Annotated in this window: 14 protein-coding genes; 7 read left to right on the forward strand and 7 right to left on the reverse strand. The window is 64.7% G+C overall.

Going from position 1 to position 12,536, the window contains the following annotated elements:
* Window positions 1–13: 13 nt before the first annotated feature.
* Window positions 14–847 carry a TIGR01459 family HAD-type hydrolase gene (locus AUL31_RS07700; protein ID WP_073469235.1) on the reverse strand — a complete coding sequence of 278 codons (834 nt, stop codon included), beginning with the start codon at window positions 845–847 and terminating at the stop codon, window positions 14–16.
* A gap of 311 nt (window positions 848–1,158) precedes the next feature.
* On the opposite strand from AUL31_RS07700, the gene groES reads away from it, so the two are divergent.
* The 5 genes from groES (at window position 1,159) to AUL31_RS07725 (ending at window position 5,596) form a co-directional block, all read left to right on the forward strand.
* Window positions 1,159–1,455 carry a co-chaperone GroES gene (gene groES / locus AUL31_RS07705; RefSeq protein WP_060603993.1) on the forward strand — a complete coding sequence of 99 codons (297 nt, stop codon included), beginning with the start codon at window positions 1,159–1,161 and terminating at the stop codon, window positions 1,453–1,455.
* Between the two features lie 73 nt (window positions 1,456–1,528).
* Window positions 1,529–3,166 (forward strand): chaperonin GroEL, encoded by a 1,638-nt coding sequence (gene groL, locus AUL31_RS07710; protein ID WP_060603997.1) that lies wholly within the window; start codon window positions 1,529–1,531, stop codon window positions 3,164–3,166.
* A 168-nt stretch (window positions 3,167–3,334) separates the two neighbouring features.
* Complete coding sequence (locus tag AUL31_RS07715; protein ID WP_060604000.1) at window positions 3,335–3,520, forward strand: CsbD family protein; 186 nt, start codon at window positions 3,335–3,337, stop codon at window positions 3,518–3,520.
* 171 nt (window positions 3,521–3,691) lie between these two features.
* Window positions 3,692–5,086: a class II fumarate hydratase gene (gene fumC / locus AUL31_RS07720; protein ID WP_060604003.1), complete on the forward strand. Its 1,395-nt coding sequence runs from the start codon at window positions 3,692–3,694 to the stop codon at window positions 5,084–5,086.
* Between the two features lie 138 nt (window positions 5,087–5,224).
* Window positions 5,225–5,596: a DoxX family protein gene (locus AUL31_RS07725; protein ID WP_060604006.1), complete on the forward strand. Its 372-nt coding sequence runs from the start codon at window positions 5,225–5,227 to the stop codon at window positions 5,594–5,596.
* 669 nt (window positions 5,597–6,265) lie between these two features.
* Here AUL31_RS07725 and hisG read toward each other — a convergent pair.
* The 5 genes from hisG to AUL31_RS07750 form a co-directional block, all read right to left on the reverse strand.
* Window positions 6,266–6,961, reverse strand: coding sequence for an ATP phosphoribosyltransferase (gene hisG, locus AUL31_RS07730; protein WP_060605208.1), 696 nt, complete (start codon window positions 6,959–6,961; stop codon window positions 6,266–6,268).
* The gene (locus AUL31_RS07735; protein ID WP_060604009.1) at window positions 6,958–8,094 is read right to left on the reverse strand and encodes an ATP phosphoribosyltransferase regulatory subunit; all 1,137 of its coding nucleotides are present in this window, start codon (window positions 8,092–8,094) and stop codon (window positions 6,958–6,960) included. The genes hisG and AUL31_RS07735 overlap by 4 nt, the downstream gene beginning before the upstream one ends.
* The gene (gene hisS, locus AUL31_RS07740; protein WP_060604014.1) at window positions 8,091–9,614 is read right to left on the reverse strand and encodes a histidine--tRNA ligase; all 1,524 of its coding nucleotides are present in this window, start codon (window positions 9,612–9,614) and stop codon (window positions 8,091–8,093) included. Before hisS ends, AUL31_RS07735 begins: the two co-directional genes overlap by 4 nt.
* A gap of 109 nt (window positions 9,615–9,723) precedes the next feature.
* Window positions 9,724–10,026, reverse strand: a complete 303-nt coding sequence (locus AUL31_RS07745; protein ID WP_060604017.1) for an I78 family peptidase inhibitor — start codon at window positions 10,024–10,026, stop codon at window positions 9,724–9,726.
* A gap of 75 nt (window positions 10,027–10,101) precedes the next feature.
* A complete protein-coding gene (locus AUL31_RS07750; protein WP_060605212.1) occupies window positions 10,102–10,755 on the reverse strand; it encodes a DNA-3-methyladenine glycosylase I in 654 nt (217 codons plus the stop codon).
* A gap of 185 nt (window positions 10,756–10,940) precedes the next feature.
* Here AUL31_RS07750 and AUL31_RS07755 point away from each other — a divergent pair, with 185 nt between their 5' ends.
* A complete protein-coding gene (locus AUL31_RS07755) occupies window positions 10,941–11,654 on the forward strand; it encodes a DUF2927 domain-containing protein (RefSeq protein ID WP_060604020.1) in 714 nt (237 codons plus the stop codon).
* Window positions 11,655–11,697: 43 nt separating this feature from the next.
* Window positions 11,698–12,018, forward strand: a complete 321-nt coding sequence (locus AUL31_RS07760; protein ID WP_060604024.1) for a hypothetical protein — start codon at window positions 11,698–11,700, stop codon at window positions 12,016–12,018.
* 4 nt (window positions 12,019–12,022) lie between these two features.
* Here AUL31_RS07760 and AUL31_RS07765 read toward each other — a convergent pair whose 3' ends face one another.
* Entirely contained in the window at window positions 12,023–12,421 is a 399-nt protein-coding gene (locus AUL31_RS07765) for a RidA family protein (RefSeq protein ID WP_060604027.1), read from the reverse strand.
* Between the last annotated feature and the right edge of the window lie 115 nt (window positions 12,422–12,536).

Genomic DNA, 12,536 nt, shown 5'->3' on the forward strand with positions numbered 1-12,536 from the left:
CGCCCGGGCCCTGTCATGCGAGCGAGCCCGTCACGTATTGCGCCTGCAGGCGCCGCCGCGTCAGCTCTTCGGCCAGGGCCGGCATATCGGCCTGGAAGGGCGCGAGATCCTGCTCGTGGATGCCTTTTTCCACCAGGAGCGCGTCGCCGCCATAGGCGTTCGCGCCGCGAATATCGGTGTAGAGCCCGTCGCCGATGCACAGAAGACGCCCGCCCGCCAGTTCCGCCGCGCGGGCCGCGACTTCGTAGATCGGGCGGTGCGGCTTGCCGGCCAGGTGCACCGTTCCGCCGAGCTTCTCGTACTCGGCGGCAAGGGCGCCGGCACAATAGATCAGGCGCGGGCCGCGATGCACGACGATGTCGGGGTTGGCGCAGATCATCGGCAGATTGCGTGCGGCAAGCCGCGCCAGCATGTCGGCGTAGTCGGCCGGTGTTTCCACCTCGTCGTCGAACAGGCCCGTCACCACGACGGCCTCCGCCTCCGGCTCCGGCACCAGCTGCACGTCAAGGCCTGCATAAAGGTCCAGGTCCCGCTGGGCGCCGATATGGAAGATGGTGTTCGGCCCCTCGTCGATCAGCGCCCGCGTGGCATCGCCCGAGGTGACGATCGTATCATAGGCATCCCGCGTGACGTGCAATGCGTCGAGCTGCGCGCGCACCCCCTCGCCCGGCCTTGGCGAATTCGTCAGAAGCACGACGCGGCAGCCCGCACGCCTGGCATCCAGAAGGGCTGCCTCCGCCTGCGGCGACTTCACCTCGCCATCGTGGACGACACCCCACACATCGCAGAAGATGACATCGTAGGAACCGGCGATCGTCGACAGCCGGTCGATTCTCCTGGGGATCATCGGTCCCGAATCCATTCCGCATCCTGTTTCAGCAATGCCGGCATGCCTATATGCCGGCCGATGGGTGATGGCGTACGTTTCCGATCCCGCCGCGTCAACCTCGGCGCGAACCCCTAGGGGCCGATCTTGCGGCAGCGCAGCACGGACGATCGCAAAAATTCTTGGTCCGGGCCGACAGCCATTCCTTGACAATCGAGCCGCCCCGCACCTATCTCGTCGCCGTTAGCACTCTCCAGCGGTGAGTGCCAATCCATCCGGGCCGGAATGCCGAAGGGTTTCGGCCCGCCCCATTTAAGTGAAGGTTCGACGATATGGCTAACGTGAACTTCCGTCCTCTGCATGACCGCGTCGTCGTGCGCCGCGTGGAGTCCGAGAACAAGACCGCCGGTGGCATCATCATCCCCGACTCGGCCAAGGAAAAGCCCCAGGAAGGCGAAGTCATCGCCGTTGGCGCCGGTGCGCGCGACGAAGCGGGCAAGGTCGTTGCGCCGGACGTCAAGGCCGGTGACCGGGTCCTGTTCGGCAAGTGGTCGGGCACCGAGATCAAGATCGGCGGCGAAGACCTGCTCATCATGAAGGAATCCGACATCCTCGGGATCGTCGGCTAACCCTTCCGGCATCGCATTTCCCAGACAATCTGAAACGGCGCGGCCTTGAAGGCGCGCCGAGGAGAGAGAGACAATGGCAGCCAAAGAAGTAAAGTTCTCCGGCGATGCGCGCGACAAGCTTCTGCGCGGCGTCGACATTCTCGCCAACGCGGTCAAGGTGACGCTCGGCCCCAAGGGCCGCAACGTCGTCATCGAGAAGTCCTTCGGCGCTCCGCGCATCACCAAGGACGGCGTGTCGGTGGCCAAGGAGATCGAGCTCGAGGACAAGTTCGAGAACCTCGGTGCCCAGCTGGTCCGCGAAGTCGCTTCCAAGACCAACGACAAGGCCGGTGACGGCACGACGACCGCTACGGTTCTCGCGCAGTCCATCGTCAAGGAAGGCGCCAAGGCTGTTGCCGCCGGCATCAACCCGATGGACCTGAAGCGCGGCATCGACATGGCCGTGGCGGCCGCCGTCGAGGACCTGAAGTCCCGCTCCAAGAAGATCTCCACCTCGGCCGAAGTCGCCCAGGTCGGCACGATTTCCGCCAATGGCGACAAGGTCGTCGGCGAGAAGATCGCCGAGGCGATGCAGAAGGTCGGCAACGAGGGTGTCATCACCGTCGAGGAGTCCAAGGCGCTCGAGTTCGAGCTCGAGACCGTCGAAGGCATGCAGTTCGACCGCGGCTACCTGTCCCCCTACTTCGTGACCAACGCCGAGAAGATGGTCGCCGAGCTGGACAAGCCCTACATCCTCATCCACGAGAAGAAGCTCTCCAACCTGCAGGCCATGCTGCCGGTTCTGGAGTCGGTCGTGCAGTCGTCGCGCCCGCTGCTCATCGTTGCCGAGGACGTCGAAGGCGAGGCCCTGGCCACGCTAGTCGTCAACAAGCTGCGTGGCGGCCTCAAGATCGCTGCCGTCAAGGCTCCGGGCTTCGGTGACCGCCGCAAGGCCATGCTGGAAGACATCGCCATCCTGACCGGTGGCCAGGTCATCTCCGAAGATCTCGGCATCAAGCTCGAGAACGTGACGCTGGACATGCTCGGCACCGCCGAGAAGGTCCAGATCACCAAGGAGAACACGACGATCGTCGACGGCGCCGGCACCAAGGACGAGATCCAGGGCCGCGTTGCGCAGATCAAGGCGCAGATCGAGGAGACCACCTCGGACTACGACCGTGAGAAGCTCCAGGAGCGCCTTGCCAAGCTGGCCGGCGGCGTTGCCGTCATCCGCGTCGGCGGTGCGACGGAAGTCGAGGTCAAGGAGCGCAAGGACCGCGTCGACGACGCGCTCAACGCAACCCGCGCCGCTGTCGAAGAGGGCATCGTCCCCGGTGGTGGTACGGCCCTGCTGCGCGCCAAGAAGGCCGTCGAGGCTCTCAGCGACGCCAACCCGGACATCAAGGCCGGCATCAAGATCGTGCTCCGCGCCCTCGAGGCTCCGGCACGCCAGATCGCCGAGAACGCCGGTGTCGAAGGCTCCGTCGTCGTCAACAAGGTTCTCGAGCAGGATGGAGCCTTCGGCTTCGACGCCTACACCGAGACCTATGTCGACCTCGTCCAGGCCGGCATCATCGACCCGACCAAGGTTGTCCGCACGGCCCTGCAGGACGCGGCATCCGTTGCCGGCCTGCTGGTAACCACCGAGGCGCTCGTTGCCGAGCTGCCGAAGGACAAGTCGGCAATGCCCTCGATGCCGGGCGGCGGCGGCATGGGCGGCATGGACTTCTAAGTCCAGCCTTCCACCGAAACGACAGAGGGGTCCGGCCAGCCGGGCCTCTTTTTTGTGTCGATTGGTGCAAGATGACTAATTTGTAATCTGTAGGCCGGAACAGGTTTCCGGTTCCTCCGTTTCTAATCCGAAATCCGGCGCTCCGCCGGAAGCAAACAGGAGTGACAGATGGTCGACAAGAACGAAGTCAAGGGCGGCGCCAAGGAATTGGCCGGCAAGGTCAAGGAAGCCGCGGGCAAGGCCGTCGGAAACGATCGCCTGCAGGCCGAAGGCCTTGCAGACCAGGCTGAGGGCAAGACCCAGAAGAATTACGGCAAGGTCAAGGATGCGGTGAAGGATCAGGTCGGGCGCTGACCGCCTTCCCGCCTATTCTGCCAGGCCGTCACGCACCCGCGTGGCGGCCTTTTTCGTTGCTGTCTCTTCAAACGATTTTACCGCCGCAACGCAACAATCGTGCCTCGACTAGCGCGGCCTCATGGCGCATACCCTTCCCACAATTCATGAAACCTTCGGGAGCCAAGGGTAATGACGAAGACGCGGCGCGAAACCGATTCCATCGGAGCCATAGAGGTAGCGACCGACCGCTACTGGGGCGCTCAGACGGAGCGCTCGCTCAATAATTTCCGGATCGGCACCGACCGTCAGCCCCTGCCGCTCATTCATGCGCTCGCGACCGTCAAGAAGGCCGCGGCACGCGTCAACGCCGATATGGGCAAGCTCGACGGCACCCTCGCCGACGCCATCGTCAAGGCGGCCGATGAGGTCATCTCCGGCAAGCTGGACGATCATTTTCCGCTCGTCGTCTATCAGACCGGCTCCGGCACGCAGACGAACATGAACGTCAACGAGGTCATCTCCAACCGCGCCATCGAAATGATGGGCGGGGAGCTCGGCTCGAAAAAGCCCGTCCACCCGAACGATCACGTCAATATGGGGCAGTCCTCCAACGACGTGTTCCCGACGGCGATGCACGTTGCCGTCGTCGTCGAAGCCACCAACCGCATCCTGCCTGCCATCGACGCGCTGCACGATGCGCTCGACAGGAAGGCGAAAGAGTTCGCCGACATCATCAAGATCGGTCGCACGCACACCCAGGATGCGACGCCGATCACGCTGGGACAGGAGTTTTCCGGCTACGCCGCCGCGCTTTCGCTTTCGCGCCGCCGCGTCGAGCAGGCGATGGAGGGCGTCTACGCCCTTGCGCAGGGCGGCACGGCCGTCGGCACGGGCCTCAACTCGCCGGTCGGATTCGACGTCAAGATCGCCGCAGAAATCGCGCGGCTGACCGGACTGCCGTTCCGCACCGCCGACAACAAGTTCGAGGCGCTGGCCTCGCACGGCGCACTCGCCTTCTTCCATGGCGCGCTCAATGCCCTGGCGACAGACCTGTTCAAGATCGCCAACGATATCCGCTTTCTCGGTTCGGGTCCGCGCTCCGGTCTCGGCGAGTTGTCGTTGCCTGAAAACGAGCCCGGCTCGTCGATCATGCCCGGCAAGGTCAACCCGACGCAGGCCGAGGCGCTGACCATGGTCGCGACCGAGGTCTTCGGCCATGAGACGACCGTCACCGTGGCGTCCAGCCAGGGCCACTTCGAGTTGAACGTCTTCAAGCCGGTCATCGCCAACGCCGTCCTGTCTTCGATCCGGCTTCTGGCCGATGGCATGGATTCCTTCCGCGAACACTGCGTGGACGGCATCAAGGCCAACACGGATCGCATCAAGGCTTTGATGGAGCAGAGCCTGATGCTGGTGACGGCCCTTGCGCCCACGATCGGCTACGACAATGCCGCCGGCATTGCCAAGACGGCGCACAAGAAGGGCACGACGCTGCGCGAAGAGGCGATCGCCTCCGGCCACGTCACGGCAGAGGAATACGACCGCATCGTCGATCCCGCCGCCATGACACGCCCTGGCGAATAAACACTGCACCGGGGGGCGCCTTGGCGCCCCTCGTCCCGCTCTGCCGGCGATGTCGCTTGAGCGATCAAGCACTTTACGTTGCCCGCAAGTTGCTGCACCCTCACCCTTGTATTGCGGGCCAAATGGGGGGACAGCCGCATGAACACCACCGTATTGTTGATCGGGCGCATTCTGCTCGGCCTCATCTTCGTGCCGGCCGGCTTCGGCAAGCTGATGGGCGCGGCAGGCTTTGCCGGCTATCTCGGCAGTCTCGGCGTCCCGGCGCCGCTGGCCATGGCCTACATCGTCGGCCTGTTTGAGCTGGTGTTCGGCCTCATGGTCATCGTCGGTTTCCAGACCCGCATCGCGGCATGGCTGCTGGCGGCTTTCTGCATCGTCACGGCCTTCATCGGCCACTGGGGCGATTCCAGCGCCATCCTGAAAAACTTCGCGCTGGCCGGCGGCTTCCTGTACCTGGCGACGTTCGGCGCCTACGCACCGTCCATCGACAAGGAAACGAACCGGCTCTAGCGCACGGGCAGATCGCAATCCGGCGTTGTTGGACGGGCCTGCAGGGGCGCGTCTATACGCGTCCTGTTGGAGGGCGCGGTGAGAAGCAATGGTTTTGCCGTTGACGATCACGCTTGAGATAGAAAAGACCCGGAGCGGTTGGCGTATCCGGCTCCGGGTTCATTTCACGATGCTCTAAGCGAAACGAGGTCGGGTGTTACAGTATCCGACCTCACTTCCTGAACATAGGGCCTTACGAAAACCAGTTCAACCAACCAGACGGCGCACCACCCGTCGAAGCGCGTAAGCACGTCGTCGACAGGCGAGAGACACGGCTCTGGCGCTCGGACAGATCGCAATCAGGCGTTGTTGGACGGGCCTGCAGGGGCGCGTCTATACGCGTCCTGTTGGAGGGCGCAGCAGCAGACGCCGCGCCAGCCCGGCGCCGACCGCGGAGGATAAGCCACCGCGGCTGTGGCAGCAGGCTTGCCCTCGAACAGCAGTGAGAAGCAATGGTTTCGCCGTTGACGATCACGCTTGAGATAGAAAAACCCGGAGCGGTTGGCGTATCCGGCTCCGGGTGCAGTTCTGGTATCATTAAGTGAAACGGGGTCGGGTGTGACAGCACCCGGCCTCACTCCTTGTGTATAAGGCCTAGCGAAGACCAATTCAACCAACCAGACGGCGCAATCACCCGTCGAAGCGCGCGAGCACGTCGTCGATGGTCGCCTGGTCCTCGCGCGTCACATCGGCGACAGTTGCCCTTGCCAGGCAGGCCTGTGACGACAGGATAAGCCCGTCGGACAGGACGCGCAGCCGGTTGGCGGTCAATGTCGAGCCGGTCGAGGTGATGTCCACGATGATATCGGCGGAACCGGCTGCCGGAGCCCCTTCCGTCGCGCCCAGGCTCTCGACGATCCGGTAGGTCTGGATGCCGTGATTGCGCGTGAAGAAGCTTTGCGTCAGACGCCAGTACTTGGTGGCGATCCGCATGCGGTGGCCGTGCACCGCGCGGAAGCCACCGGCCACATCGTTCAGGTCTTCCATGGTGGATACGTCCACCCAGCTATCCGGAACGGCCACGACCACGTCGGCATGGCCGAAGCCCAGCCGGGCGACGATGGACAGGCGATCGCCGAAATCGGGCAGCGTCTCGCGCAGCAGGTCTTCTCCCGTCACGCCGAAATGGATCGCGCCGTCGCGCAGTTCCCGCGCGATCTCGGATGCTGAAAGAAGGATGACCTCCAGCCCGTCGCATCCCTCCACACGCGTGCGGTAGGACCGTGCATCCTCGCCCGGCCGAACGAAGATCCGCCTGGCAGCCAGCGCCTCGATCGTCAGATCCTTGAGCCGCCCCTTGGACGGAATCGCGAGGGTGACGCTCATGCCCGCACCCCCGATGCAATCGACGCCATCCGGCCCGGCCACAGCGCAAAGCCCACGGCCGGGATCGTCTCCCGCGCGCCGAGATAGGAGACCAGCCTGTCGTACCGGCCTCCGCCGACCAGCGGCCCGTCCTGCCCCTTGGCGGATACCTCGAAGACCATTCCGGTATAGTAATCCAGAGCGCGCCCGAAGGCTGCGCGGTAACGCAGCCCGGCCAGGTCCACGCCGGCGCGGGCCAGGGCTTCCCCACGCGCCTTGAAGGCGCCGAGGGAGTGCCCGAGATCGGTTCCGCTTTCCCGGCAGAGCATTTCCAAAGCGTCGACGCTGCGATCCAGCGGACAATCGATGGACAGAAAGGCGCGCAGACGCTCGAGCACCGTGCGGTCCAGCCGGGTTTCCGCAACGGCAACCTTTTCGATCAGACGTCCGGCGATCTCGGCCGGGGTGCGCCCCCTGTGAAGGGGCAGACCGCCCTCTTCCATCCTGTCACGGATATTGTCCGACAGCTTTGCCAGATCGCGGGCCAGCGCCAGCTCGTAGAGCTCCGGCGACAGACTGTCGATGGACGCGCGGCTACCGCCGGTGGCAAGCGATTCCAGTGCCTGGCGCAGCAGCGTATCGTGCCCGAAGGTGCGGATAAGCCGGCGCTGCCAGCCGGACGGCAGGCCGAGCGACGACAGGAACTGTTCGAAAAGGGCCTGGTCCCCGACCGTGGTTTCCACAATCGTCAGGTCGATGCCGCAATCGGCCAGAACGCCGAGCGCATCGGCGATCGTACGGCCATCGGCGGCGGCGCGGTCGGCATCGCCGAGATCCTCGATCCCGGCCTGCGGATACTCCGACGGACCGTCGCCGCTCTGGCGGAAGATCGTTCCGCAATAGGCATAGCGGCGCGGCAGGCCGGCCCCTTGGGCGATATGCGCCAGGCAGACCGGAATGGTGAAGTCGGGGCGAAGGCAAAGCCCGCGCCCATCCTCGCCCTTGGTCAGGAAGATGCGCCGACGCAGCGCCTCACCGGCCGTATCCAGATACGGGTCGGAGGGCTGCAGGATCGGCACGTCCATCATCACGGCGCCACGCTGCACGAACTGCGTCGGCAGCGACCGCTCCAGTGCTGCGAGCGCCGTGCTCATTCCCCGCGATCCGCCGCCTGCTCGGCCAGCATACGGCGGACGGTGTCCACCAGTTCGGCCTCGGGCACGGTCACCTGCGCCGGCCGGGCAGCCCGCCAGGTGGCATTGTCCTCGATCTCGGCAGAAAGACGCTTGCCCTCGATCAGATCCTTGATCTGCACGACGCCGGACGCCTTTTCATCGCCGCCCTGAATGATCGCAAGCGGGGCGGAGCGGCGGTCCGCATATTGAAGCTGCTTGCCGAACTGCTTCGGATTTCCCTGGAATACCTCGACCGGCACGACAGGCTGGCCCGGGCCGTTCAGCCCCGCACGCAGCAGGCCGGCCAGGCGCTGATAATCCGCCATCCTGTCGCGGTCCATCACGGTGACGACGACCGGTCCGGGACGCTCGGCCACACCGAGGCGGCCGAGATTCTTCAAGGCCGTCATGAGGCGGGAAACGCCGATGGAAAAACCCGTCGCCGGAACGGGCTGGCTCATGAAGCGGGCGACGAGCCCGTCATAGCGGCCGCCACCGCCCACCGACCCGAACTGGACCTTCTGGCCCTTCTCGTTGGTGACGTCGAACAGGAGCTCGGCCTCGAACACGGGCCCGGTATAATATTCCAGGCCGCGCACGACGGACGGGTCTATCGACACCCGGTCGTCGCCATAGCCCGCGGCCTCGGCCAGCGAACGGATGGTTTCCAGCTCGTCAAGCCCATCCACGACGCGCTCATTGTCGCCGAAGGCGTCCCGCACACCTGCGATGCGGGCGGCCCCGCCTGCGTCGGCGAAGGAAAAGATCGATAGAACACGCTCGATCGCCGATGCGTCGAGCTCCGCCCCCTTGGTGAAATCGCCCTTGCCGCCACCGTCGTCGAGGCGGCCGGCACCCAGAAGCTGGCGCACGCCGTCCACACCGAATTTGTCGAACTTGTCGAGCGCGCGCAGCACGGTCAGCCGACGGGCTCCGTCGCCGCCAAGGCCGATGGCATCCAGGATGCCGTCCAGGACCTTGCGATTGTTGACGCGGATCACATACTGGCCGCGCGCGATGCCCAGCGCTTCCATCGTGTCGGACATCATCATCGCCATTTCCGCATCGGCCGATACGGATGGCGCGCCGACGATATCGGCATCGAACTGCATGAACTGCCGGAAACGGCCCGGCCCGGCCTTTTCGTTGCGGAACACGTAGCCGGCGCGATAGCTGCGATAGGGCTTCGGCAGATCCTCGAAATTCTCGGCCACGTAGCGGGCGAGAGGCGCGGTCAGGTCGTAGCGGAGCGACAGCCACTCCTCGTCGTCGTCCTGCAGCGAGAAGACGCCTTCGTTGGGCCGGTCGCTATCCGGCAGGAACTTGCCCAGCGCATCGGTGTATTCGAAGAATGGAGTCTCCACCGGCTCGAATCCATAACGCTCATACACGTCGCGGATCGTGGCAAGCATTGCGTCCTGCGCACGCAGGTCGCTGGCGCTGCGGTCGACGAAGCCGCGCGGCTGGCGCGCCTTCACCCGGTTCTGCTTGGCGGACATCGGTCTTAGGCCTCGGCATATAAGTCAGTTTTGACTGATAGGCCGGGGTCTACTGGATCGGACCTGACAGCACAAGAAGCGCGCCGCCCCCACGGGATAAGGTTATGCCCTAGCCGCAGGCCGCCCGCACGATCTTACCGGTTCGCGGGTCTGTCTCGACCGTCACCCGGTTCTGGCGATAGTCCATCGTCACACCCTGGCCCGGCGCGATCTGCCGCACGATGCTCGCCCCCGTCCTTTGCATGGCCTCGTCATCGGTCAGCCGGTCCATGCCCACCAGCGCCGCGGCCGCATCGGGCCGGCACATTGCCTGTGGCGCGCCGTCACTCCCCGCTCCGGTGCCGGTCTGGCAGGCGGCAAGCGAAGCTGCGGCAAGCGTCAGCGCAAGGGCGGTTACCCGTTTCGTCGTCATCGGATGATCGATCCCGTCTCTGTTGGCTCCGACACATGTAAGCGGACACCGCCGCTCGTCCAGCCGCGCTTGCGGTCAGCGCGGACGGACGAAGGCGGTGCGCTCGGCCTCGCAGGCGGCACGGCAGCAGCACCCTTCGATGTGGTCGTTGACGAACCCCATCGATTGCATGAACGCGTAGCACGTCGTCGGTCCGACGAAGTTGAAGCCGCGCTTGCGCAGGGCGCTCGACATCGCCTTCGAGGCGGGCGTAACGGCATTGTTGCGCAGCCAGTCCAGCGTCATGACAGACGGCCTGTCCGATGCCGGCGGCTCGAAGGCCCAGAGAAACGCCGCCAGCGACCTGCCCTCTTCCTGCCGCAGGCGGATGACCGCGCGCGCATTGGCAATTGTCGCCTGGATCTTGCCCCGGTGGCGGATGATGCGCGGGTCCTGCACGATGCGGTCGACATCGGCCGGGGTGAAAGCCGCCACGCGCTCCACGTCGAAGCCCTCGAACAGCTCGCGGAAGGCATCACGCTTGCGCAGCACGGTGATCCACGAAAGGCCGGCCTGGAACCCTTCGAGGCACAGCTTTTCATAAAGGGCGGTGTCGCTGCCCACCGGACGGCCCCATTCGCGGTCGTGGTAAGCCTCGTATTCCGGCAAACCCGCCTGCCAGAAACAGCGGGCCTTGCCATCTGCCGAGAGGACCAGCCCGTCCGCAAGCCTGTTCGAATCGTCGCTCATGGCCCGACGATAATGCGACATGCCCGCCATGGAAACGGACCGCTGCGTGCAACGCGGCATTTACGCAACGCATCGTCCGTTGTCGCTTCAAACACACGTGCAGGCAGTTGCGACAGATGGCTTGCATACGCCAGAAGTCGTTGCCATGGCGTACCGCTTGGGCACGCCATGGGGGCACCGCTTTCATGACGTTCCATCTACGGGCAATCGCCCTCATCGCCGCGATCCTGGTTCCGCTGTCCGGCCTGAAGGCGGCGGACCTTCCGGACGATGCCGAGCTTATCGTCGGCTTCGAGCGCATCGTCTTCAACGCCGAGATCCTCGGCCGTTTCAGCAATGCCGGCTTCGTCAAGAAGTTTACGGGGCCCGTGCGCTTTCGGGTCGAGAATACCGCCCGACAGGACAGGCGGGCCGAGGTGGAGGCTTTCGTGCGCCGTATCGGCCGCGACATCCCGGGGCTGGAAACGCGGATGGCAGAGGGCAACGAGCGCGCCGACTTCGTCGTCCATGTCGTCGATCAGGCGGATTACGTCTCCACCGCCCGCAAGGTGCATCGCAACCCCTTCATGCGGGTGCCGGGCAATTGCATCGTGCGCGCCAGTTACGGGCGGCGCGGCATCGAACGCTCGGATGCCGTCATCGTTTCCGACAGGGGCGAACGCCTGTTCCAACGCTGCCTGATAGAGGAAATCCTTCAGGGGCTGGGTCCGCTAGACGACAATCCCGACGCGCCCTCCAGTGTCTTCAACGATACGTCGACGCACACCGTGCTGACGCGCTACGACCGCATCATGATGACGATGCTGTACGATCCGCGCCTGCGCCCCGGCACGAGCCTGAACGCGGCGCGGCCGCTGCTGCCGACACTTGCCCGCGACGCGCGGCGCGCCACGCGCTGACGTCGTTCACCTCCCGGCTACCATTTGCGGTTACGATTGGCGCATGCGCTTCGCCATACCCGCCAGACTGGTCGTGATGCTGGCTGCCCTTGCCGGCGGCACGGCTGCCCACGCCGGCGAACGCCAGAGGCTTGTGCTGCCAGACAGGGTCGCCAGCGAGCGCACCCTGCAATTATCGCCCGGCAGCGGGGTCTTTCCCGGCTATACAAGGCCCCGGCTCGTGACACCCTATAGTGGCGGCCATGTCATTCTGCGGCGCGGCGTGCCCATAGGCATCGTCGGCAATGACGGCGTGACGCGCCCGGTGGGCAGTTACGATGACGGGCGCGGCGGGCCCCCGCCCATCATCGTCACCAAGGACTGAATCTTCAGCCTTGCGCCGGAATGCGCGCCACGACCTTGATTTCGAAATCATAGCCGGCAAGCCATGTAACGCCGAAGGCCGACCATGTCGGATAGGGCTTTTCGGGAAAGTACTCGGCCTTGATCGGCAGGATTGTGCCGAACTGCTGTTCCGGGTCCGTATGATAGCTGGTCACATCCAGTATATCGTCGAAGGTGGAGCCGGCCGCTTCCAGCACTGCCTTGAGATTTTCGAAGGCCAGGCGCACCTGCGCCTCGAAATCGGGTTCCGGCGTGCCATCCGGACGTACGCCCACCTGCCCTGCAACGAACAGAAGGTCGCCGTGCCGCACGGCCGGGGAATAGGCATGCTCCTCATTCAGCGGGTTTGGCCTTGCGGGATAAACGGGGATTCGCGCGCTCATGGATTTGTCCTTTCAACGATCGCGGTGAGCCACTATCTTCTAGATACGCGGCGTATGTCGAATGTGATGACATACGTGGCGTATGTCAAGTCAGATACGTTTCGTATGTGAGTTT

Origin of the sequence: Aureimonas altamirensis (genome assembly GCF_001463885.1) — a bacterium.
Lineage (GTDB): Bacteria > Pseudomonadota > Alphaproteobacteria > Rhizobiales > Rhizobiaceae > Aureimonas > Aureimonas altamirensis.